General features: G+C 71.5%; 16 protein-coding genes. 6 read left to right on the plus strand and 10 right to left on the minus strand.

All coding sequences use genetic code 11. The annotated features are described in order from the left end of the window. The first annotated feature begins 1 nt into the window (after window position 1). Both KUF83_RS26305 and KUF83_RS26310 read left to right on the plus strand, forming a co-directional pair. Complete coding sequence (locus tag KUF83_RS26305) at window positions 2–4,351, plus strand: protein kinase (RefSeq protein WP_217457406.1); 4,350 nt, start codon at window positions 2–4, stop codon at window positions 4,349–4,351. Next, complete coding sequence (locus KUF83_RS26310; protein WP_217457407.1) at window positions 4,327–5,067, plus strand: hypothetical protein; 741 nt, start codon at window positions 4,327–4,329, stop codon at window positions 5,065–5,067. Before KUF83_RS26305 ends, KUF83_RS26310 begins: the two co-directional genes overlap by 25 nt. Before the next feature lie 204 nt (window positions 5,068–5,271). On the opposite strand, the gene KUF83_RS26315 is transcribed toward KUF83_RS26310, so the two are convergent. The 5 genes from KUF83_RS26315 to KUF83_RS26335 all read right to left on the minus strand — a co-directional run bounded on the left by KUF83_RS26315 (window position 5,272) and on the right by KUF83_RS26335 (window position 12,722). Further along, the gene (locus KUF83_RS26315) at window positions 5,272–8,433 is read right to left on the minus strand and encodes a glycoside hydrolase (RefSeq protein ID WP_254644400.1); all 3,162 of its coding nucleotides are present in this window, start codon (window positions 8,431–8,433) and stop codon (window positions 5,272–5,274) included. Between the two features lie 262 nt (window positions 8,434–8,695). Beyond that, complete coding sequence (locus KUF83_RS26320; protein WP_308403134.1) at window positions 8,696–9,340, minus strand: class F sortase; 645 nt, start codon at window positions 9,338–9,340, stop codon at window positions 8,696–8,698. Window positions 9,341–9,442: 102 nt separating this feature from the next. Next, window positions 9,443–9,796, minus strand: coding sequence for a hypothetical protein (locus tag KUF83_RS26325; protein WP_217457409.1), 354 nt, complete (start codon window positions 9,794–9,796; stop codon window positions 9,443–9,445). A gap of 123 nt (window positions 9,797–9,919) precedes the next feature. Continuing rightward, the gene (locus KUF83_RS26330; protein WP_217457410.1) at window positions 9,920–11,995 is read right to left on the minus strand and encodes a cell wall metabolism sensor histidine kinase WalK; all 2,076 of its coding nucleotides are present in this window, start codon (window positions 11,993–11,995) and stop codon (window positions 9,920–9,922) included. Further along, the gene (locus tag KUF83_RS26335; RefSeq protein WP_217457632.1) at window positions 11,982–12,722 is read right to left on the minus strand and encodes a response regulator transcription factor; all 741 of its coding nucleotides are present in this window, start codon (window positions 12,720–12,722) and stop codon (window positions 11,982–11,984) included. The genes KUF83_RS26330 and KUF83_RS26335 overlap by 14 nt, the downstream gene beginning before the upstream one ends. A 304-nt stretch (window positions 12,723–13,026) precedes the next feature. Between KUF83_RS26335 and KUF83_RS26340 the strand changes: the two genes are divergently transcribed. Further along, window positions 13,027–14,532, plus strand: a complete 1,506-nt coding sequence (locus KUF83_RS26340; protein WP_217457411.1) for a hypothetical protein — start codon at window positions 13,027–13,029, stop codon at window positions 14,530–14,532. Window positions 14,533–14,638: 106 nt separating this feature from the next. Beyond that, window positions 14,639–16,858 (plus strand): NADP-dependent isocitrate dehydrogenase, encoded by a 2,220-nt coding sequence (locus KUF83_RS26345; protein WP_217457412.1) that lies wholly within the window; start codon window positions 14,639–14,641, stop codon window positions 16,856–16,858. Window positions 16,859–17,041: 183 nt separating this feature from the next. On the opposite strand, the gene KUF83_RS26350 is transcribed toward KUF83_RS26345, so the two are convergent. Continuing rightward, window positions 17,042–18,307, minus strand: coding sequence for an alpha-L-fucosidase (locus tag KUF83_RS26350; protein ID WP_217457413.1), 1,266 nt, complete (start codon window positions 18,305–18,307; stop codon window positions 17,042–17,044). A 386-nt stretch (window positions 18,308–18,693) separates the two neighbouring features. Between KUF83_RS26350 and KUF83_RS26355 the strand changes: the two genes are divergently transcribed. Further along, complete coding sequence (locus KUF83_RS26355) at window positions 18,694–19,101, plus strand: SseB family protein (RefSeq protein ID WP_217457414.1); 408 nt, start codon at window positions 18,694–18,696, stop codon at window positions 19,099–19,101. 238 nt (window positions 19,102–19,339) lie between these two features. Here the strand turns inward: KUF83_RS26355 and KUF83_RS42845 are convergent, their stop codons facing one another. The 4 genes from KUF83_RS42845 to KUF83_RS26375 form a co-directional block, all read right to left on the minus strand. Next, the gene (locus tag KUF83_RS42845; RefSeq protein ID WP_217457415.1) at window positions 19,340–20,326 is read right to left on the minus strand and encodes an AraC family transcriptional regulator; all 987 of its coding nucleotides are present in this window, start codon (window positions 20,324–20,326) and stop codon (window positions 19,340–19,342) included. Between the two features lie 276 nt (window positions 20,327–20,602). Beyond that, entirely contained in the window at window positions 20,603–21,118 is a 516-nt protein-coding gene (locus KUF83_RS26365) for a MarR family winged helix-turn-helix transcriptional regulator (RefSeq protein ID WP_217457416.1), read from the minus strand. A gap of 75 nt (window positions 21,119–21,193) precedes the next feature. Continuing rightward, entirely contained in the window at window positions 21,194–21,544 is a 351-nt protein-coding gene (locus KUF83_RS26370) for a VOC family protein (protein WP_217457417.1), read from the minus strand. A 136-nt stretch (window positions 21,545–21,680) separates the two neighbouring features. After that, the gene (locus KUF83_RS26375; RefSeq protein WP_217457418.1) at window positions 21,681–22,265 is read right to left on the minus strand and encodes a TMEM165/GDT1 family protein; all 585 of its coding nucleotides are present in this window, start codon (window positions 22,263–22,265) and stop codon (window positions 21,681–21,683) included. A 354-nt stretch (window positions 22,266–22,619) separates the two neighbouring features. Between KUF83_RS26375 and KUF83_RS26380 the strand changes: the two genes are divergently transcribed. Then, window positions 22,620–23,012: an SseB family protein gene (locus tag KUF83_RS26380; protein ID WP_217457419.1), complete on the plus strand. Its 393-nt coding sequence runs from the start codon at window positions 22,620–22,622 to the stop codon at window positions 23,010–23,012. Window positions 23,013–23,015: the final 3 nt, after the last annotated feature.

Consider the following 23,015-nt stretch of genomic DNA (forward strand, 5'->3'; position numbering starts at 1 on the left):
GATGGAGGCCTGGCAGCGCGGAGACCTGATCCTCGGCCTCTACGAGGTGCTGGACGTGGTGCGCACCGGTGGCATGGGACTGGTGCACCGGGTCCGGCACCGCGGCTGGGACATCGACCTGGCGGTGAAGACCCCGCGCAGGGCCCTGGCCCGCTCGCCGGACGCGATCAGGGATTTCGAACGGGAAGCCGAGGTGTGGGTCGGGCTGGGCCTGCACCCGCACATCGCGAACTGCGTCTACGTCCGCACCCTCGACGGCGTGCCCCGGGTCTTCGCCGAGTGGGCGGACGGCGGCAGCCTGGCCGAGGCCGTCCGGAGCCGGAGCCTCTACGGGAACGATCCCCTGGGATCGCTGCTGGACGTCGCCGTCCAGTCCGCGTGGGGGCTCGACCACGCGCACGAGAACGGGGTCGTGCACCAGGACGTCAAGCCCGCCAACGTGATGCTCGACCGGGACGGCACCGTCAAGGTCACCGACTTCGGAATGGCCCGGGCCCGCATGGTCACCGGGGAGGACGCCGGGGACGCCGATCCGTTCGTCAGCCGCGGCGGCCTGACTCCCGCGTACTGCTCGCCCGAACAGGCGCGGTCGCCGGGCGGGCTCACGACGGCCACGGACATCTGGTCCTGGGCGGTCACCGTCCTCGAAATGTTCCTCGGCCGGCCACCGGACCCGGACGGGACCGCGGCGGGCACCGTCCTCGACGGCATCGCCCGCACCGGGGTCCCGGACGCGATCCTGCCGGTGCCGGTCGAGGTGGCGGACCTGCTGCGGGAGTGCTTCACCGAGGACCCGGCCGCGCGCCCCGGCCGGCTGGGGCCGCTCGCGGAGCGCCTGATCCGGGTGCACGAGCGGGAGGTCGGCCCGTACCCCCGGCGTGTCCCGGCGGCGGCCACCCTGCTCGCCGACGGTCTGTCCAACCACGCACTGTCCCTGCTGGACCTCGGCCGCCGGGACAGTGCCGAGGAGCTGTGGACCCGGGCTCTGCGGGCGGATCCGCACCACCCGCACGCCCGCTACAACCGCGGGCTGCACCGGTGGCGGACCGGGACGGTCACCGACGTCGAACTGGTCGACGAACTGGAATCCGTGCGGTTCGGGGACCCGGATGACGGCGTCGGGACATACCTGCTCGCGCTGGTGCACCGGGAACGCGGCGACCCGCTCGCGGCGGCCGCCCTCCTGCGGGACGCGGCAGCGAGGACGCCCGGCGACCCGCAGATCGCCGCCGCGCTCGCGTCGGTCGAAGGCGCGTCCTCGCCCGCGCAGTCCGTCCTGCCGGAGGAGCACGAGGACTGGATCACCGCCCTCGCGCTGACCCCGGACGGCCAGGTCGCTGTCTCGGCCGACGGCTCCGGCGGGGTGCGCGTCTGGGACGTCCCCGCGAGGGAGTGCCGGCAGCGGTTCGAGATCGACGGGTACCGCGCCTCGGCCCTGGCGGTGCGCGACGACGGACAGCTCGTGGTCGTCGGCGGGGGAATCGGGCGGGCGCTCGTGCTCGACCTCGAAGCCGCGGCCGGATTCGAGCTGCCCGGCCACCCCAGCTGGGTGGGCCTGGTTGCGCTGACGGCGGACCAGCGGCACGCGGTCACCAGTGGCTTCGAAGGGGAGACCGTCACCTGGGACCTGACCACGGGCGAACCCCTGGACGGCCGGCAGTTCGAGAAGGCGGCGGATGCTCTCGGCGCCCGGGGCACCCTGTGCTCCGTCATCGACCACCAGCGCCGCACGACCTCGGTGTACGACGTCCGTACGGGCGAGCTGGTGCACCGGTTCGACGGCACCCGGATGTCGGCGCGGTTCAGCGGCGACGGTCGCCTCGCCGTCGTCGGCCTCGGCAGCACCGGCGTCCAGCTGGTCGATCTCGCATCGGGCGAGGCCCGGCGGGAGTTGAAGACCGGCCACGGGCAGATCGCCGTCGACGCGGACGGCACGGTCGGCTTCTCCAGCGGCGGCCGCGACGAGCCGTCGCGGGTGTGGGACCTGCACAGCGGCCGGTGCCGCCTGTCCCTGGACCCGGCGCCCGACACCAAGAAGGTCGAACTGAGCGCGGCCGGGCGGGTCGCCGTGACCGCCGAGGGCAGGTCCGTACGGGTGTGGCACCTGCCGCCCCCGGGACCGCCGGCCCCGTGGAGCTACGTCCGCCCCCACGAAGCCCCGGACGTCGCCGCCGTCGCCGCCCGGGCGGCCACGCTCCTGACAGAGGCGGTCACACTGGCCGGCGCCGGGCAGCTCGACGAGGCAGCCGACCGGATCCGCGCCGCCCGCGCACTGCCCGGACACCGGCGTCACGCCGATCCGGTACGCCTCTGGCGCCGTCTCGGCGCCCTCGGCCGCCGGACCGGGCTCGCCGACGCCTGGTCCGCGGGCAGGATCGTCCCGGAGGACGGCCGGTCGTGGGCCCTGGAGTTCAGCGGCCGCAGCCCCACCGCGCTCGCCCGCGCCGGGAACGCCGCCGAAGCGTGGGTCTTCGACGTCGGGACCGGGCAGCTGCTGCACACGCTCAGCCTGCACACCGGCCACATCAGCGCCCTGGCGATGACCTCCGACGGACGGCTCGCGGTGTCCGGGGGCGAGGACGGCCGGGTCGTCGCCTGGGACCCGCGGGACAGACACATCGTCCAGCTGTTCATCAGTCCCCGCGACAACGTGTACTACGTCGCGGTCAGCGAGGACGGCCAAGTGGCTCTCTCGGGAACCGCCGACGGACTGGTCGTGGCCTGGGACATCGGCAGCGGCCGGGCCATCGGGCGTTGGGAGGCGCACCCGGGGGCGGTGCTGGACGTGGCCGTCAGCGCTGATCACCGCTACGGGCTCTCCCGGGGCCAGGACGTCAGCGTGAAGATCTGGGATCTGCGCGAGGGCGAGCTCCGGTGGGTGCTGCGCGGGCACGACGAATGGATCGGCGCGGCACGGTTCGCCGACGACGGCCGGTTCGTGGTCACCGGTGGGGCCGACGCCGCGGTACGGGTCTGGCGGACCGCCGACGGGAGTTGCGAGGTCGTCCTCGCCGGGCACACGGACGCCGTGGTCGACGTCCTGCCGAGTCCGGACGCCCGACGGCTGCTGTCCTGCTCGGTGGACGGCACCGTCCGGCTGTGGGACGTCGGGGGTGCTCGCTGCGTCCACGTCCTGGCCGGGCACACCGGCATCGTGCGGAGTCTGGCCGTCACACCGGACTTCCGGCTCGCGGCGTCGGGCGGGGAGGATCGGACGGCCCGGTTGTGGGACCTCACGACCGGCAGGCAGCTACGCTCCTTCACCGGCTTCTCAAGCGCGGTCACGCACGTGGCCCTGGCCCCCGACGGCACCCTGCTGCTCGCCGGTGACGAGTACGGGCGCCTGCTGACCTGGACCCTGGACTGGGAGTACGACTTCGGCTCGGCGACCGGTTCCCTCCGGCCGGAGGCCGAGTCCACGCTCGACGAACTTCGGGCCGAGGTCGCCGTTCCGCTGCCCTCCCGGGCGGACAGCCGCCCGGCGCTCGTCGAGACGTTCGCCCGCCTCGGCGACCGGCAGCGGCACGCCGTCACCCGCACCCTGGAGCTCGCCCGCGAACTGGACAAGATCCTTGCGCGTTCCGACACCGGCTACCGGCTGTACGTGCGCTTCGTGGCCGAGGACGCGGCGGCCCGGGAGCCCACCCGGACACCGAGCACGGCCGAACGGCTCGCGCTGCTCCTGCGACCGGAGGCAGAGCTGAACCGGTCCGAGGCGTTCTGGGCCAACTACTTCGCCGAGCAGCTCCAGGACGACCTCGTCACGCTCGCCGAGGCCGCCCCGGTCCTGCACCGCGAGGGCGACCTGGCCGCGGCCGAGCACACGTGGCAACTCGTCGTCGACGTCCGTTCCCACCTCTGGGACGCCGGGCACGTCGAGACCCAGGGCGCGATGCTCGGCTGGGCCGCGGTCCTCACCGACCTGCACCGGCAGCCGGAGGCCCTGGCCCTGGTCCGGTCGGTGACGGGAGAGCGCGCACAGGACCTGGGGCCGGACCACCCGGCCGCCCTGGAGGCGACGGCGGTGCTCGCGTCCCTGCTCACGGCGAGCGGTGAGCAGGCGGAAGCAGAACGGATGTACGACGATCTGCTGCCCCGGCTCGTGAAGCGCTTCGGCCGCGACGACGGCCGGACGCTCGACGCCCGGGTGGGGCTGGCGCGCGTGCACCACCGGCTCGGGCGACCGGGTGAAGCCGAGCCGGTCCTGCGCGAGGTGCTGGCGAAACGGCGGCTGAGGCTGGGCGACGACCACCCGGACACCCTCGCCGTCCAGAGCGAGCTGGACAGCGTACGGGTGCAGGTGCCGACGCCGGAGAAGCCGGCGCGGTGGCGATGGAGGAGGCGGCGATGATCCCGGGCGGGTCGAACATCGGAACCCTGATCACCGGCAAGGCGTTCATGGCGGAGATCGGCGTGTTCTTCCCCGTGAGCATGACGTTGCGAGGCGAGGAGTTCGCGGCCGTGTTCATGATGCGCGCCGGTGAACTCGGGCACCGGACCACCGGGCCGTACACGCCCGACCGGCCACCGGTCGACGCGATGAACTGGGCTCAGCTGCGGACGGGGATCGGCATGGCCGGACACTTTCCCCGCTTCCGGATCGACGCGAGCGGCCTGTGGCCGCGCATCCACGTCGAGCTGCTCGGCACCGCTGTCCGCGGGCTGATCGTGATGCCGGAGGAGGTGACGGCGGAGTCGGTGAACGCGCCCTACCTCGGCGCGTGGCAGGAACAGATCTCGTCCAGGGTGCGGATCGCGCTCGACTGGATCGCCGAGTGGCTCACGGCGTGCCACCGCCAGGCCGGCGGCACCGAGCCGTCGGTCGACCTCGACCTCGTATATCGGCCGGACAACGACTACGAGACGGGCCTCGCCCAGGCCGACGAGCTGGTACGGGAGCTCATCCCTCCGGTGCGCCCGGTCCTCGAACTGCGCTGGCGTTCCGTGAGCCCGGCCCAGCGCAAGGCCTTTGTGAAGAACCTCAAAGGCGCCCGACGCGTCGGAACCCGGTCCGACCGGCGACTGAGCCACCGGATCGGCGGTATCGAGCTGGAAGTGCCGGGCTGAGGAAGGCAGAAAGCAACAGAGAGGCCGAGCGCCGAGGCAGCGGAGAGACGACCGCTGAGAGGCTGGGTGCGGCACTCCCCATCTGGCAGGCACCGTACCGGTGTGGACGTGTTCCTGACCGGTGTTCGCCGATCACCGCACGCAACGCCGACCATCCTTGGTGCGGACCTCGTGCGCGGTGCTCTGCCAGTGGGGAGGTGCGCCTCAGCGTCGTACGAGGTCGATCCTGTACTTCCTTGTCTTCGATCCGTCCTCGCTGGTCACGGAGACGACCGCCGACGATTTCCCGGACTCGGTGGTCCGGTCCACGGTCACGGTCGCGTAGGGGTCGCGTGCCGTCGCCGTGACCACGCTCCGCTTCGGGTCGTCGGTGACGACCCGATAGGTGGTCGTGTCGGGGTCGAACGACGTGACCGGTTTCCCGGCGACCTCGACGGAAGCGGCGGCGGCGTCGGCGGAGGAGCCGGGCGTCCTGGCGTACACCTCGATCTCGCTCATCGTGATGTAGCCGCCCTGACGCGCGGTCATCACCACGCGCACCCCGGTGGAGGGCCCGGCTTCCAGGGGGACGTCGACCACCGGTGTGCCCTCGGTGCCGACCGCGACGGTGTCGCTCGCGTCGACCCACGGACCGTCGTCGGCCGCCCGCACCTGCACCTTCAGGCTCCCGGGGAAGGAGGCGGTGCTCCCGTCGCGGTGGAAGTGCGCGACGATCCGGTTCAGGTCGCGGGCCTGTGGCAGCGTGAAGGTGACGGTGTCGGACGGGTTCTTGGTGTTCCCCGGCTTCCAGTTGGACCAGGCCTTCTCGGACGTGTTGCCGTTGCGCAGTCGCTCCGCGGAGTACCCGCTCTCGGTGAACGTCGCGGCGACGGAGACGTCTTCGTCGGGTGCCACATTGGTCGCCACGGGTTCGGTGACCTGTACCCGTACGGTGGCGACCGCCGTGTCGCCTCCGATGATCCGTGCGACGCCGTGCAGGGTCACGACACCGGTCGCGTCGAACGCCCCGTCGGGCGCCGCGTTCCAGCTCACCGGAAGGTCGGTCCGGCCGCCGTGCCGGCCCACGCCGGTGACCGTGGAAGGCAGTTGCGGCGTGCCGCCCACGTAGGTCTTGGCGCGGCCCGGGAGCGTCGAGGCGATCGTGTCGACGGTGACGACCGCCTTCGCGGGAATCGTGCGCCCGAGGGGATCGGTCGCCTCGCCCTTCACGCGTACCGTCCCCGGATCACGCCATTTCCGGTCCGGCGGAAGCTTCCACACCACGGGGAGGGAGCCCCGGGCGCCGTCCCGGAACACCGGCGTCACCGTCTGCGGCAGCGTCGGCCGCAGACCGGGAACGGTGAACACCTCGGCCGGTTCGGTGCGCAGCACCGTCTCGTCGGTGACGGCCCAGCGCTGGTTGGCCGCCGACGTCGGCGTGTACGTGGAGACCGTGGCGCCGTCGGCGGAGGACTGCCCGGTGACGTCGAGCAGGCGGCCGGTCGCGGCGTTCACGAACGTCCAACTGCCGTCCCCCGTCGTCGACATGATCCACTGAGCGGCTTCGGCGACCTTGCCGCCTGCCGTGCCCGGTTCGTCGAGGACGGCCTGGTTGTCGCGTACGGCGAGCCGTCTGCCGCCCTGGGCGGTGGTGAGGGTGTACCGCTCGCGGTTGTCGGTGCCGCGCGTCAACTGCCGGACGGACCACAGCTGTTGGGGGCTGTCGGCGTCGGTCGTACGGAGGACGACACCGCTGCCGTCCTCCGATGGTGCCAGAGACTTCCCGCTCTGTGCGCCCTGGAGCCGGTAGAGGTGGCCGCGCTGCACGAGGGCCGCGTCCTCCGCCACGCCGCCGACGCCCTCGACCAGGAACGTCGTGACCGACTTCGCGGGAACGGCGAGCGTGGCCGAGCGGTCGTTCACCCGGACCGCGGTGCCGCGTACGAGCGCGCCGTCGGCGCTGGTCACCACGGGGGTGACGGAGGCCCGCGGGGAGATTTTGCCGAAGCGCGAGAGGTCCAGGGTGACGGAGCGCGCGGCCGTGCCGCTGTTCACGTGCACCACGGTCGCCGCACGGCCCGACTTCCGCACGGCGGCGACGCTGGACGGATCGTCGACCTTCACGAAGTGATCGCCGGGCCGGATGTGGTGGGTGAAGTTGCGGATGGTGTGGAACTTGGAGTTGGCCCGGACGGGGCAGGTCTCCAGGGTGTCCGCGGCCGTGCAGTTGAACGGGACGTGGATGCTGCCCCAGTTCTTGCCGGCCGCTGCCTGCGGGGCGGCGTCCTCGACCGGTTGCCAGAACACCCAGGCGGAGGGCTCCAGTTCACGCATGTCCTCGACCATGCGCGTGGCGATCCCGAGCCCGGGGTCCATGCCCGTGAAGTCGGTTCCGGTGCCCCAGGTGCCCTCGACCTCGCTCATCCAGAGCTTCTTGTCCGCGCCCTTGGCGATGTCACGGGCGCTGGTGCGCATGCCCGTGCCGTAGGTGTGCACGTTGAGCTGGGGGACGGCGGCTCGCGCGGAGGGGCCGTAGGCGTTCCAGTTCTGGGTGAAGATGCTCGGGTTGGTCTCGTCCATCGCGGAGATCTCGGCGTCGGTCCGTGCCCCGTCGAGGGCCTTGTCGAGGGCGAGGAGCACCTTCTCCTGGAGCGCGGGTCCCGCGTGCGCGCCCTCCTGACGTCCGCCCGTGGGCTGACCGTCCGCTCCGATCTGCGTACCCCAGTAAGGGGTGTTGGGTTCGTTCAGCGGGGCGATGGTGTCGAACTCGATGCCGTGGGCCTTCTCCATCCGCTCGGTCACGCGCACCAGATAGGTGGCGAAGTCGTCGACGCGGTCCGTGCGGATCTGGTCCGCGCTGGAGTCGAGGCCTCCGGAGACGTAGCCGCTGACGGTCTGGAACCAGGGAGGTGAGTTGCTGAACGACTCCCAGCGGGTGATTTTGTCCTTGATCTGGTCCACCCACCAGCGCTGGCCCGCGTCGGCGTTCCAGTCCCAGTGGTCCGGGTTGTCCGGATCCCACCAGTCCGTGTCCTGCCGGGTGGTTCCCTCGGGGGCCTTCCAGAAGCCCTCCATGGTCGCGCCCGTCTTCATGTAGTCCTTGCGGACGTCCGGGGCGTTGCCGCCACCGATGTTGTAGCGGGCGATGTTGAGACCGAGGCCGTCCTCGCCGAACAGCATGTCGACGAGCCGTCTTCGGATCGGTTCCGGATAGCGGCCCGTGGCGTTGGCGAACCAGACGAGACTCGTCCCCCACCCCTCGAACTCCTGCTGCTGGTAGGACGGGTCGATCCGCACGGTGACCGCGTTCGGCGGTGGCGACTGTGCGCTCACCGCCGGGGCGGCCACGAGACTCGCACCGAGTACCAGGGGAACCGCTGGGGCCAATGCCCGGACGATGCGATGCCGATCAGACACGACACTCCCTTCCACAACACGGAGGCAAACAGAACCGATCAGAAGGAATCGAGTTCAGGGCATGCTTGATGACGGAAATGGACACGTCAAGAGGGTGTGCATGCTTCGCTCCGTGCACCGGCCCGTCGCCGCACGCGTTCCGGGGCATCCGCTCCTGGCCGGGGGACCCGTGTCTGTCCGTGGCCGCGGCCGAGCGCCGGAACCGACGCGCGGTCGCGCACCGGGCCGGCCGTCAGTCCAGCGTCGCGTAGACGATGAGGTTGTTCACCGGGTGCCCCTCGGCGTCGAAGTCGCCGTCGCAGGTGACCAGTCGCAGGGCGCGGTCCTCGGTGGGGCCGTACACCTTGTCGGTGGGGAAGGCGTTCTTGTTGACGCTCTCGGTGCCCGTGACGGTGAAGTGCGCCGCTTCGCCCCGGTCGTCGGTGACGGTGATGTCCGCGCCCTTGGTGATCTTCTTGAGGTCGTGGAAGACCGCCTTGCCGAAGCGCGTGTCGTTGTGGCCGATGATGACGGCCGGACCGACTTCACCGGGCACGGATCCGCCGATGTACCAGCCGGCGGTCATGCCCTTCTCGGCTGGGGGGACCTCCACGGTTCCGTCCGCGTTGCGACCGAGCTCCATCAGGGAACTGGTGACCCCGATCGAGGGGATGGCGACCTCGGTGGGGACGGGCGGCTGCGTGGCCCCGGTGCCCTCTGTGGCGCCGGGTGAGGGGGCGCCGGCCGCGGCAGGCGAGTTCGGGGCGGCCGGTTCGGTCCGGTCGGGAGCGGATGAACAGCCGGTGAGCACGGCGACCAGCGCGGATACGACGAGGGCGGCACGGGCAGGGGCCGGCAGGGCGGCGTGGCGCCGTACCGGTGGGCGTGCAGAGGACACAACGGACTCCAGAGCAGGAACTGCGGGACCGGGTGAATGCGCGGTGGCGCCGCCCGGCGAAGGGCGGCGCCACTGGTGTGCCGAGTCGGCCGTCGGGCCGGATCAGCCGTCGCGCCGCCCCGCCGAGCGGCGGCGCAGGACGACGGTGCCCGCCCCGGCGAGCAACAGGGCCCCGGTGGCCGAACCGATGAGGGCGGTGCTGCCGTTGCCCTCGGCCGGGGCCTCGCCCGCAGCGACGCCACCCCGGGGGAGGTCCTTGGCGGCCTGGGCCTTGCGGGCTTCGCGCTCCTTCGTCTTCCTGTCGGCGTCGGCCTTCTCCTTGGCCGTGAGGCCGTCCTTGCCCTCGGTGGCCGAGGGAGTCGGGTCGTCGGCGACGGCCGCGGCGGCGGGGACGAGCATCGCGCCGGCCGCGACGGCGGTCAGCACGGCGAGACGCAGCGTGTGACGGTGGGACATGTATGGCTCCAGTTCCAGCCCGGCCTCGGTGGTACCTGGATGCCGAGCCGCACCAGGTTCCGGGCTCGGCCCCAGACTGGCGATCACTTGTGAAGAAGCTGTCAGAGCGTCATGCCCATCGCATCAGGGTCGTGCCGGGGCCTTCCCGGGCCCCTCCCGCCCGGCCCCGCCCGGCGCGGTCGGCAGCCACAGGGTGAAGACCGAGCCCTGCCCTTCGGTACTGGTCACGCTCGCCCTGCCGCCATGGGCCTCGGCGAGCTTGAGGACGATCGCCAGCCCGAGGCCGCTGCCGCCGGTGCTCCGGTTGCGGGACTTCTCCGCCCGCCAGAATCGGTCGAACACGTGGGGCACGTCGGCCTCCGGGATACCACCGCCCGTGTCGGACACCTCCACGGCCACCTCGTCCCCGGAGCCGGTGACGAACGCGCGCAGCGTCACCCTGCCACCGGACGGTGTGTGCCGTACCGCGTTGGAGAGCAGGTTGCTGACGGCCTGACGCAGCCGTACGGGATCGGCGTCGAGCGGCGGAAGCGGGGCGCCGGGCGCCACCGGGGACACCGTCAGGGTGACGCCCGCGGTCTCGGCCAGCCCTTGATGGGCCGCGGCGACCTGGCCGAGCAGATCGTCGACGCGTACGGGCTCCAGGTGCAGGCGCAGCGCGCCCGCGTCGGCCGCCCCCAGATCCTGCAGATCGTCGATGATGTGCTGGAGTTGCACCGCCTCCTCGTGGAGCGAGGACACGAACGCCAGGTCCGGCTCGGCCAGACCGTCCTGTGCCGCCTCCAGCCAGCCACGGATGTTGCTCAACGGGGTACGCAGCTCATGGGCGACGTCGCTGACCATCACCTTGCGCTGCTCCTCCAGCCTGGCCCGGTGGGCGGCCATGTCGTTGAAGGTCGCCGCCAGCCGCCCGATCTCGTTGTCCGAGCCGACCGGCACGGGCGCCGAGTCCAGGCCGTCCCGCATCCGCTGAGCGGCGCCGGTGAGCGCGTGCAGCGGTCGTACGAGCCTGGCTCCGGCGAGGACCGAGGCGCCGACGGTGAGGGCGAGGACGAGGGCCGTGACCCCCGCGATGCGTGCCGTGTTGGACGGTGAGAGATCGAAGCCGGGCACGCTGACGGCGTCGGGACTGTCGATGAACAGCAGCGCGGGCGCGGCGACATAGGACGTGAGCTGTTCGCGTCGGGCGCTGCCGACGCAGGAGGCGATGGCCCGGTCGTGCTTGCTGCTGCGCGCGGCGGGCGGGCGGTCGGCGAGCCCGCCGGCCCCGGTCGCCTTCCGCCTGGCCGCTTCCGCCAGCGCCGTCTTCTCGTCGGCCGCCATCTTCTCGGCCAGCGCCGCCGCCTCCTTGTCGGTGAGGTTCCCAGTGGTCGGGGGAAGCTCGGCCGACTGCCCGAGATCCCGGTCGTCCGACCCGTATCCCCGGTCCCAGGACAGGTCCAGGTTCAGTCTCACGCCCGTGCGGCCCTGCCGCTTCAGACAGGCGTCGGCCAGTTGGCCGAGTGCGCGCAGGGCCTTCCTCTCGGTCGCCGTGGGACCGGACGAGAAGGTCGTCAGACACCTCAGTTCCATGTCGCGGTCGGTCTCACTGCTGACGAACTGGACGCGGGACCGCCCGCTCGGGCTCTCAACGATGTCGGCGGCGATGCCCGCCGTACCGAGGCACTCCACGCTTTTGGCAGTGGCCCTGCGCACGACCTCGCGTTCCTTCGCGGGCAGCAGGAAGGGACCCACCGCGCGTGGATCGACGCGGTCCTCGCCCGCCGAGGCGGCGTCGGGCACCAGGACGGTGTCGACGGACAGCGGGTCCACGACCGCCGAGGCCTGAGGTGGCAGCGGGGCGGAAGAAGCGGGGGCGGAGCCACCGCCCGGCTCGTCGGAGGAGTCGAAGAGCGGCCGCCGGTCCTGGGTGGTCAGCACGATCCGGCGTTCGGACTTCCGGGCCAGCCGTCGCACCGTGCCGTCGACCCCCTCCCAGCCCGGGTGGGTGGCCGCATAGCCGAGCAGGGTGTTGTAGATCTCGGCGTCGGCGCTGAGGTTCTGCCCCTGCTCCTGGCGGATCGCGCCGGACGTCGTCTGCACGGCGAGCCACGCGGTGGCGGCGACCGAACACGAGGCCACCAGTGCCGACACGGTCAGCAGCCGGCCGAGCAGGCTCCGGCGCAGCGGCAGCCGCGTCCGCTCGTCACGACGACGCACGGGGTGCCTTCTTCGCGGGGTCCGTCAGCTTGTAGCCGACACCGAAGACGGTGAGCAGCCGGGTCGGGCGCCGCGGGGCGCGCTCGATCTTCTTGCGCAGGTTCATGACGTGCACGTCGACGGTGCGGCCACTGATGTACTTGTCGAAGCCGTGCAGTTCCTCGAGGAGCCGTTGCCTCGTGAAGACGCGGTCGGGTTCCGCCGCCATCGCGACGAGGATGCGGAACTCGCCGGGTGTGCACACGACCGGCGTCCCCGCGACCGACACCTCGTGCCGGACCGGATCGACCTTGAGCGTGCCGACCGACAGCGCCTCGTCCTGGGCGGTGGGCGCGGGGCCGGGGGCGGAGGAGGGCGTCGCCGGTGCGGCGGAACCCCGGCTGCGGCGCAGCAGTGTCCGCACCCGGGCCATCAGCTCACGAGGGCTGAACGGCTTGGTCATGTAGTCGTCGGCGCCGAGATCCAGACCGAGCAGCAGGTCGTCCTCGGTACTGCGGGCCGTGAGCATGAGCACCGGCACCTCCCGGCTCTCCGCGCGCAGGATCCTGACCACGTCCAGACCGTCGGCCCGGGGCATCATCACATCGAGGACGAGCAGGTCCGGCTCCCGGTGCCGGACCTCCTCAAGAGCCGTACGGCCGTCCTCGACGACCACGACCGAGTGCCCCTCGTGCTCCAGGTACCGGCGCACCAGTTCGGCCTGCTTCGCGTCGTCTTCAGCGACCATGATGTTTGCGCACACGCCGGAGAGCGTAGCGAGGGCGGTGCGAGAAGCGGCGGCAAGTGGCCCTTCCGTGAGGGAGGTTGGGGCGGGAAAGCCGCTCCCGCCACCGCCGGAGCACGACGAAGAAGCGGCTGGTTCTGGTCACCGCCGACGCGGAGATGCTCCGGCATCTGAGCGTCCTCGTCCTGCGCATCCGAAACCCTCAGGGTAATTTGTCCACGTTTGCTGCTTATCAGGTGATCACCTTGCGTTCCCTGCCGTGCGGCACGGAAAGAGCCCTGCGGCCCGCGGGGATGAAGGGTGGACGATGGCCAGGACCCTGAACGCCCCGCTCGCCGGAGCGGAGCGGTCCCGTGCGCTGCCGACCGTGCGGATCGGACCGGACGCCACGGACCGGAGGTGGCCGGCGGTGGTCGCGGTCGCCTTCACTCTGGCCCAACTGGTCCTCGTGCGCCCCACGATGGGCCTCGGCTGGGACGAGTCGGTGTACGTCAGCCAGGTGAGCGGACACGCCCCGGCGGCGTTCTTCAGCGCTCCGCGCGCCCGCGGTGTCTCCCTGCTGGTCGCGCCGATCGCCTCCTGGTCCTCCTCGACGTCACTGCTGAGGATCTGTCTGGCACTGCTGTCCGGACTCGGCCTCTACCTGGCCCTGCGCGCCTGGCGCGGGCTCTTTCCCGCCCGTGTCCTGGGCGCCGCGGGCGCCCTGTTCTCCACCTTGTGGGTGACCCTCTTCTACGGCCCCCAGGCCATGCCCAACTACTGGGTCGCCATCGGCGCCCTCGCCGGCGTCGGCTGCTTCCTGCGCGCCCGGGCCGACCACCGCGACCGGGCGGCACTGTGGGGCCTCGGGGCGAGCGCGGCACTGATGGCGTGGATGCGGCCCACCGACGCCGTCTGGATCTCCCTCCCGCTGTTCGCCGTACTGGCGTGCTCCCGCGGGTGGCGGCGACCGGCACTGCCCCTGGCCTGCGCGGCGGGGCTCGCGTCCGGCGCCGCCGAGTGGATCGTCGAGGCGCACCTCGGTTTCGGCGGCCTGGGAGCCCGGCTCGCCGACGCGTCGGGAATCCAGGGCGGCCTGGGCTGGAACATCGCCGTCCTCGACCAGCTGCGCAGCCTGGGCGGACGATCCCTCTGCCGTCCGTGCACCGGATCGGTACCGGCCGCGTGGATGGTCGCCTGGTGGTTCGTCCTGCCGCTCCTCGCCGCCGCGGGGCTGGCGGTCGCCGTCAGGGCCGGGCGCACCACCCGCACACTCCTGCCGCTCGCCTGCGCCACGACGGCCGGCATCCCGTACCTGTTCATGATCGGATACGCCGCTCCGCGCTTCCTGCTGCCCTTCTACGCGCTGCTCGCCGTCCCGGCCGCCTACGCGCTCACCCACCTGGTCACCGCGTCGGTCCGCAAGAGGCGACCGGTGGCCGCGACCCTCGTGACCCTCGGCCTCGCGGGACACCTGGCCGTGCAGTACGCGGTGCTCGACCAGGCCGTGGACCGCACCGTCGCCGGCCACCGCGACTGGGCCCGCACGGCGGCCGAACTGCGCCGCCTCGGCGTACGGCCGCCGTGCCTGATCACCGGGCACCGGGCGACCCCGATCGCCTTCTACGCGGGATGCCGCTCCGCGCAGACCCACGGACACAACGCCAACACCACCACCGAGGACATCGCGCGGACCGCCGAGCGCCAGCCGGTCGCGGCCCTCACGACGCCGAAGGAACAGCCGCCCCGGTTCGCGCGCGACTGGGAACAGCACCGCGGGGGCCGACTGCGCCTCTACGTCGCGCCCGCGCCGGGCGAGGCCGCCCGAAACTGACCTCCGGCCGGACCGTGGCGCAGTTGTGCGGCCTCCTGTCCGGTCGGGTCCCGTCACGAGATATCTTGATGTCGAGCAATGTTGCAGACGTGGAGCGGAGCACCCGGTGACTGACTCGACCATCATCTATACGCACACTGACGAGGCCCCGGCCCTGGCGACGTATTCGTTCTTGCCGGTGGTCCAGGCGTACGCGTCGCAGGCGGGTGTCACTGTGGAAACCCGTGACATCTCGCTTGCCGGGCGGATCATCGCCCTCTTCCCCGAGTTCCTGGAGGAGGGGCAGCGCATCCCCGACGCCCTCGCCGAGCTGGGCGAGCTGGCGAAGACGCCCGGGGCCAACATCATCAAGCTGCCGAACATCTCGGCCTCGATCCCGCAGCTCAAGGCCGCGGTCGCCGAGCTGCAGTCGCAGGGCTACGCGCTGCCGAACTACCCGGACGACCCCAAGACCGACGAGGAGCGCGACATCCGCGCCCGCTACGACAAGGTCAAGGGCAGTGCCGTGAACCCGGTGCTGCGCGAGGGCAACTCCGACCGCCGCGCCCCCGCGTCGGTCAAGAACTACGCCAAGGCCCACCCGCACCGCATGGGCGCCTGGACCTCCGAGTCGAAGACGAACGTCGCGACCATGGGCGTCGACGACTTCCGTTCCACCGAGAAGTCCACGGTGATCTCCGAGGCCGGCTCCCTGCGCATCGAGCTGACCGGCGACGACGGTTCCACCTCCGTCCTGCGTGAGTCCGTACCCGTCCTCGCGGGCGAGGTCGTCGACGCCTCCGTCATGCACGTGGCCGCGCTGCGCGAGTTCCTCACCGCGCAGATCGCCAAGGCCAAGGCCGACGGCGTGCTGTTCTCCGTGCACCTCAAGGCCACGATGATGAAGGTCTCCGACCCGATCGTCTTCGGCCACGTGGTGCGCGCCTTCTTCCCGAAGACGTTCGCCCGGTACGGCGAGACGCTCGCCTCCGCCGGCCTGACCCCGAACGACGGTCTCGGCGGCATCTACAAGGGCCTCGAGTCCCTGCCCGAGGGCGCCGAGATCAAGGCGTCCTTCGACGCCGAGCTCGCCGAGGGCCCGGAGCTCGCCATGGTCGACTCGGACAAGGGCATCAGCAACCTGCACGTTCCCTCCGACGTCATCGTCGACGCCTCCATGCCGGCGATGATCCGCACCTCCGGCCACATGTGGGGCCCGGACGGCCAGGAGGCCGACACCCTCGCCGTCCTCCCGGACAGCAGCTACTCCGGTGTCTACCAGGTCGTCATCGACGACTGCCGCGCCAACGGCGCCTACGACCCGTCGACGATGGGCACCGTCCCGAACGTCGGTCTGATGGCGCAGAAGGCCGAGGAGTACGGCAGCCACGACAAGACCTTCGAGATCCCCACCACCGGCACGGTCCGCCTCGTCGACGAGGCCGGGAACGTCGTTCTCCAGCAGGCGGTCTCCGCCGGCGACATCTTCCGCGCCTGCCAGACCAAGGACGACCCGATCAAGGACTGGGTCAAGCTGGCCGTCACCCGCGCCCGCGCCACCGGTGACCCGGCCGTGTTCTGGCTGGACGAGAGCCGCGCCCACGACGCCGTGCTCATCGAGAAGGTCCAGCGGTACCTTCCGGAGCACGACACCGAGGGTCTGGACATCCGCATCCTGGCCCCGGTCGAGGCGACCAAGCTCTCCGTGGAGCGCATCCGCCGCGGCGAGAACACGATCTCGGTCACCGGCAACGTCCTGCGCGACTACCTGACCGACCTGTTCCCGATCCTGGAGCTGGGCACCAGCGCCAAGATGCTCTCGGTCGTCCCGCTGATGAACGGCGGCGGGCTCTTCGAGACGGGCGCCGGCGGCTCCGCGCCGAAGCACGTGCAGCAGCTGGTCAAGGAGAACTACCTGCGCTGGGACAGCCTCGGCGAGTTCCTCGCGCTGGCGTCCAGCTTCGAGCACCTCGCGCAGACCACGGACAACGCGCGTGCCCAGGTCCTCGCCGACACGCTCGACCGCGCGACGGCCACGTTCCTGGAGCACGACAAGTCGCCGAGCCGTCGTCTCGGTGGCATCGACAACCGCGGCAGCCACTTCTACCTCGCCCTCTACTGGGCGCAGGAGCTGGCGAAGCAGACCGACGACGCCGACCTCGCGAAGGTCATCGCACCGCTCGCGGAGACGCTCACCGCGCAGGAGGAGACGATCGTCGCCGAGCTGAACGCGGTGCAGGGTTCGCCCGCCGAGATCGGTGGCTACTACCAGCCCGATCCGGCCAAGGCCGAGTCGGTCATGCGGCCGTCCGCGACGCTGAACGCGGCGCTCGCCACGCTGGCCTGAGCCTCGATCTGAGCGCGCCCGCTGACGGTTCGATGCCGTCGGCGGGCGCGTTGTCGCTGGTAGCGCCACTCCCCGCGCCCTTGACGGGGCGTGAGGGCTCGCGGACCCCGCTTCCCCGGCTTCCCCGGCGCCTCGCTCCCGGCCGGGTCCGTGGCCAGGCCGGGAGGAGCGGGTGACACCCCGTCAAAGGCGCCCGGCCCCGGTATAGAGGTCGAGTTCCCCTTCGAGTTCCACGGCGATCACTGTCGCCTGCTCGTCCAGGTCGGCCGCCGCGGGAGCGTCGATCCAGGTCACGCCGGGGACGGTGTCGAGGCCACCCGTGACGTGGTGCCCCACTTCGGCACCCGTACCCAGGACCGTGGCTCGCCGGACCCGGTTGCGCAGGCCTCGTACCGAGACGGCGTCGCGCGGGGCGTCGAAGCACACCAGGTAGAGCGTGCGCCGGTCGGCGGACAGGGTGCTGGGGCCGTAGTGGTGCCCGGCGGGCAGTCCGGCGACCGTCCCGTACACGGCGTCGGAGTGCCGGGCGATCCACCCGCCCAGGCCCTCCATGCGTTCGATCTGTTCCTCGGGGATCGTCCCGTCCTCACGTGGGCCGGCGGCCAGCAGCAGGTTGCCGCCCATGCCGATGGTCTCGGTGAAGTACCGCACCAGTTGGCGCACCGACTTGAAGTCGCGGTCCTGCGGCCGGTGGCTCCACGAGTCGTTGATCGTGAGACACAGCTCCCACGGGCCGTCCGGGGCCCGGAGCGGGGCGCCCTGTTCCGGGGTGGCGTAGTCCCCGTGGCTGAGCATGCGGCCGTTGAGCACGGTGTCCGGGTTGCCGTCGAGGATCAGGTCGGCGAGCTCGCCCATGCGCCACTGCTCCTCGGTGCGCTCCCATTCGCCGTCGAACCAGAGGACGTCGGGCTTGAAGCGCTCGACGAGTTCACGGACCTGCCCGTCGCGGTACGTGAGATAGCGCGCCCAGGCCTTCGGGTCCTCCTCGCCGGGCTCGGCGTGCGAGTAGCCGTTGGGCGGCACGATGTGCGGCCCGGGGTGCCGCTCGGTCGGGTAGTCCGGGTGGTTCCAGTCGGAGTGCGAGTAGTAGAGGCCGACCTTGAGGTCCCGGGCGCGCAGCGCGTCGACGAAGCCGGTGACGAGGTCACGTCCTGCCGGTGTGTCCCGGACCACGTCGAGGTTGCGGTGGCCGGTGTCCCAGAGGGCCACGCCGTCGTGATGCCGGGCGGTGAGCACCGCGTACCGGGCGCCGACCCGGGCGAACAGCTCGGCCCAGGCGTCCGGGTCGTAGCGCGAGGCGGTGAACCCGTCGAGCTGTCGCATGTACTGCTCGTGCGTCATCTCACCCGTGTAGAAGGACCAGGACTCGGCGGCGCCGCCGACGGCGTAGATGCCGTAGTGGATGAAGATGCCCAGCTTGGCATCGGGAAACCAGGGTTGCATCGGCATGCGTCCACGCTAGGCGCGCGGAGCGGACGTCGCGTGGGCGACGGTCACCACTACTGGTCCGTTCTCACCACCGGGCGCTCCAGCCGCGGGAACGGAAGCGGCCCACCGGGCGGCGCCGCGCCGTGCCGGCGGGCGGGCCGGGGACCGTTTCCGGCCCTCGCCGTGCAGCGGACATGTCTCGGCGAGCACGCCCGCGCCGCCGGTCCGGTGCGTGGACTGTGACCGGCCGCGACTGCTCCCGTACGGCTTTTCGGTCGTTCCGTGACCGTTCGGTGATGGATGAATGGAGCGGGCATGGCACTCCCCATGACGGGTACGCAATCAGCTCCGCCCGATTCGGAGAACGTCGCGGGCGGCCTGTTTTCGCCACTACGTCTGGATGTGCCATGGAGATTTCCTCGAACGACAACGCCACGGTGGAGGCCCAGCGCGCGCTGAGCGCCCTGGCCGCGAACGCCGAGGACGGCGCCGCGCTGGACACCCTGGCCGGTAGTGACGTGCTGGTCCCGGTGCCCGACGACGCCGACGACGAGACGGCGGGCGACCCCACCGTCGTGGCGCTGCCCGTCCTCGAACAGCCGGGGGAGGACCCCCTGGTACCGGTGTTCACCTCGGAGGTGACCATGGCGGAACTGCTGCCGTCCGTGTCGCGCTACCGGCTGGTGCCCCTGGGGACGCTCGCCGCGCAGTGGCCCGCCAGTGACCTCTCGCTGACCATCGACGCCACTTCACCGAACGGGCTGACCCTCGACTCCCAGGGCGTACGCACCCTGCTGGCCCGGCCTCACGCCTGAGGCCCGCGGGACGCGTACGAGGTCGGGCCCGGCCGCACGACGGAGGGGAGCGGCCGGGCCCTGGGGGTGCGGGCAGGCTCCCGCTCCCTCCCGCGCCCCGGTTCACGGTTCCAGGGGATGAACGGCGCCGACACCGCTCATCCCCGGCGCACGGGCGCCGTGATCAACGGTAGGACTCCGTCGTGCTGGAATCGCTCCGCGAAGCGCGGTCCCTGTCCGAAATACGCGGTGCCTCGCGTCACCCGGATCGCAGCGTCTGCGCGGGTGACTCCCCGAACCGGGCCCGGTAGCGCTGCGCGAAGCGCCCGAGATGGGCGAACCCCCACTGGTACGCCACCTCCGTGACCGTGACCGTCGCGCAATCGGCCGAGAGCAGTGCCTCGTGCACTCGCCGCAGGCGCACCTCGGCGACGTAGGCCGTGGGGGACATTCCCACGTGTTTGCGGAAGGCCTCCTGGAGAGCGCGCACCCCGACCTGGGATATGGCGGCCAGTCGCGCCGCGTCGTAGTGCTCGGCCGGCCGCTCCTCGATGACCTCCATGACCCGCCTGACCGTCGCGGGCCGCAGGGCCCGCACGGGAGCCTCCAGCTCCTCGCGGTAGGAATGGCCGGACGCGTACAGCATCCCTTCGAGAAGGAGCTGCTCGGTCCGTGCCTGGATCAAGGGCCGGCGCAGCAGCCCGCCCGCCACGTCCTGTTCCAGCAGACACCACTGTGCGAGGCTCGCCCAACTGAGCCCGGGACCACCGGAGATGTCGATGTACGGCTCGAAACGCGGGAAAGGGCGCGGCGGCCTGCCGAGCAGCGCCTCCAGCCGCTCGTGGACGGCCGGCATCTCGATCTTCACGGTGAGGACCCGGCAGTCGGCCGACCAGTCGTCCACACGGATCCCGCGCTCCGGATGGAGGAACACGGCGCGCCCGGGAACGGCGTACGCCGTCGCCCCGGATCCCTGCCGACAGCTGAAGCGGCCCGTGAGCGGCACCGCCACGTGGTACACCCGGGGCTCCGTGAAGCCCATCGTCACCTCGGTGCCGAAACTGACGTCGCCCACGGTCAGTGAGCCGAGGCCGACCACGCTGAGCCGGGTGAGGAAGTCCTCCGGCCGGCCCGGTACTTCGAGACGGAGGTCGTAGTAGTGGTCCGCGATGGCGTCGAGGGATTCGTCCACGCGCCGCGTCGCGTAACTGCTGAACCCGGTCCTGCGCTCTTCGTCGCCGGTCACTGTGATGCCCCCTGACGCAGCCTGCGCGGTCCTTCGCACGGCGCCCTCGGCCGCCACGGCACCGGGGTGGCCGTGGTGACCTCATGCGGGTCGTCGCTGTGGGGAGGCTGATGCCCGGTCCAGGATGCCCGGAGGGGCGGGGCCGCGCACGGGCATTGCCGCAACGCGTGCGCCGAGGGGCACGTCCGGTCCCTGACCCCAGCTGCTCCCGGTGTTTCTCCACCGTGCTCGCCCGGGGACGTGCCAGTACGCCGTTCCCGCGCCCGGTGGGGAGATTCAGCCGGAGCCGGAGCCGGAGCCGGAGCCGGAGCCGGAGCCGGAGCCGGAGCCCGAGCCCGAGCCGGTGTCGGTCAACATACGGGCCAGGGCCGCGCGTTGCAGCGGACGCACCTCGGTGTGCAGGTCGCGTCCCTTCCGGGTAAGGGCCACCCAGACCCCGCGCCGGTCCTCCCGGCAGACGCTCCGCTCGACCAGACCGTCCTTCTCCAGGCGGCCGATCAGGCGGGACAGGGCGCTCTGGCTCAGATGGACCCGGTCGGCGATGTTCTGCACCCGGCACTGTTCGAGCCGGCCCGAGCCCGCATCGGAGCCCGAGCCCGCGTCTGCGTCCGAGTCCGTGTCCGCGCCGGCGGCCGAGGTGCTCGACACGAGGATGTCGAGCACCTCGAAGTCACTGGCGCCCAGACCGTGCGGATGGAGCTCGCGGTCGATCTCGCACATGGTGCGGGCGTGCACCGACAGAATGTCCCGCCACTGGTCCTCGAGCGGGGGAGGGGCCGTTTCTGCTGCCATGTCCGCACGGTAACAGAGAAAAGGCCATTTATTGAGCGTGCAACTAGTGCAGCTGCATGCAGTTGGTCACCTTGCTCAGGACGCCTCCTGGGCGAGACCGACGTCGTTGCCGTCCGCGTCCTTCACGGAGGCGATCAGCAGGCCGCCGCCGACGTCCTGGACGTCCTGGACGACCTCGGCGCCCGCGTCGACGAGAGCGGCCAGGCTCGACCTGATGTCGGCGACGTGCCAGTACGGGACGGGACCGGTCAGGCCCTTGGCGTGACCGTGGGGGTCGAGACCTACCTCCGGCCGCCCCGGCGCCCGGAAGCCCACGTAGTACGCCTCGTCCACGTACGGCTCCACTCCCAGGAGTGCGCCGAACAGCGTCTTCGCCCGGGCGAGGTCCTTGACGGGGTAGGTGATGGTCTTGAGGCCTTCGGCCATGACGGGCTCCTCCGTTGTCGTGATACCACCGGCGTCGGTGCCGGTTCCCACCGGTTTCTCGCCGGTGTCATCACGCTACGACCGGGTGGTACGAGCCCGCTTCTCCGATCCTGACCAGTCGTCCCGGGGCGGACGGTCAGCCCGTGAAGATCTCCACCAGCGACCAGACCGCGAGGCCGAGCATGCAGATCCCGCCGATCCGCTGCACCGTCTTCAGCGGCACGCGCTTGGCGATGAAGCGGCCGGCCAGCAGCGCGAGCGCGGAGACCGACATGAGGGCGGCGGCGGAGCCCACCGCCACGGAGGCGACGCCGTTCGTGGCCGCGAGGTTGGCGGTCGTGATCTGCGTCAGATCGCCCCACTCGCTGATGAAGACGGCCATGAAGGCGGTCGTGTACACGGGCCAGAAGCCGGTGACGGTCCGGCCGCCGGAGTCCTCCTCGTCGTCGTCCCCGTCCCCGCGCAGCAGCATGAACGCGCCGAACGCGAAGAGCGCGGCCGAGACCGACTTGACGGTCCAGTCGGGCAGCAGGCCGATGAGGCTGCCGGCGCCGACGGCGATCGCGACATGCACGACGAACGCGGTGGACGTACCGAACCACACGTAGAGGGGCCGCATACGGGTGCCCATGGCCAGCGACGCGAACATCGTCTTGTCGGGCAGCTCGGCGAGGAAGATCAGCCCGAAGGCGGTGAGGATCGCCAGAGGGTCGAGATGCATTCCGGTGGCTTTCTGTAGGGACCGGGCCCCCGGATCTTCGCGAAGCGCCCTCGGCTGGGGCGACGGGAGAACCGATCGGCCCGGCATGACGGGATGCGCCGCGGGATCGCGGGCACGGCAATGCCTGGCCGAAGGTCTCGTCCACCCGTGTGATCACACGGGCCCGGCCACCGGGAACCCGAGGGCTCCAGTGTGTCGACGACCGGTTCGCAGGACTACTCCCCTTCGCAGTCACTCAGTGTACAGGGCATCTGTCCGGGTCTCGCATGAGCGTGCGGGCGACGGGTATGCGAGAAACACTCGACGCGGACGGGCACAGAATGGTCCCGACCGCGAGGCACGAGCGGAATCCTCATGAACGGCCCACTCGACGAAGCGACCACCTCCGAAGACACGTCCGACGTGATCCTGCGCGCGCTGAGCGTCCTGGCCCACAACGGCCTGGACGGCGATGCGAGGACGCGGCTGGCCGGCACCAGAGTGCTGGTGCCGGCCGACGAGACGAAGCCCGCACGGCTGACCCTCCCGCTGACCGGCCGGGCCGTCCTCGTCTTCACGTCCGAGGAGCGCATGGCCAGGGCTCTGCCGGACGTCCAGTGCTACCACCTCGTGCCCCTGGGCATGATCCCGGCCCACTGGCCTGTACGAGGCCGCGCGCTCACCATCGACCCCGGTTCACCCGAGGCGGTGACCCTCTCGGCGGAGGGCGTGCTCCTGTTGCTCGCCCCACCGCTGAAGGCCGCCTGAAAG

The sequence above is a fragment of the Streptomyces sp. BV286 genome (genome assembly GCF_019090165.1).
GTDB lineage: Bacteria > Actinomycetota > Actinomycetes > Streptomycetales > Streptomycetaceae > Streptomyces.

Coding starts and splice junctions, on each gene's coding strand:
- KUF83_RS26305 (WP_217457406.1), top strand. CDS start 2: ATGGAGGCCTGGCAGCGCGGAGACCTGATCCTCGGCCTCTACGAGGTG.
- KUF83_RS26380 (WP_217457419.1), top strand. CDS start 22,620: ATGAACGGCCCACTCGACGAAGCGACCACCTCCGAAGACACGTCCGAC.
- KUF83_RS26335 (WP_217457632.1), bottom strand. CDS start 12,722: ATGGTCGCTGAAGACGACGCGAAGCAGGCCGAACTGGTGCGCCGGTAC.
- KUF83_RS26375 (WP_217457418.1), bottom strand. CDS start 22,265: ATGCATCTCGACCCTCTGGCGATCCTCACCGCCTTCGGGCTGATCTTC.
- KUF83_RS26355 (WP_217457414.1), top strand. CDS start 18,694: ATGGAGATTTCCTCGAACGACAACGCCACGGTGGAGGCCCAGCGCGCG.
- KUF83_RS26350 (WP_217457413.1), bottom strand. CDS start 18,307: ATGCCGATGCAACCCTGGTTTCCCGATGCCAAGCTGGGCATCTTCATC.
- KUF83_RS26340 (WP_217457411.1), top strand. CDS start 13,027: ATGGCCAGGACCCTGAACGCCCCGCTCGCCGGAGCGGAGCGGTCCCGT.
- KUF83_RS26370 (WP_217457417.1), bottom strand. CDS start 21,544: ATGGCCGAAGGCCTCAAGACCATCACCTACCCCGTCAAGGACCTCGCC.
- KUF83_RS26365 (WP_217457416.1), bottom strand. CDS start 21,118: ATGGCAGCAGAAACGGCCCCTCCCCCGCTCGAGGACCAGTGGCGGGAC.
- KUF83_RS26325 (WP_217457409.1), bottom strand. CDS start 9,796: ATGTCCCACCGTCACACGCTGCGTCTCGCCGTGCTGACCGCCGTCGCG.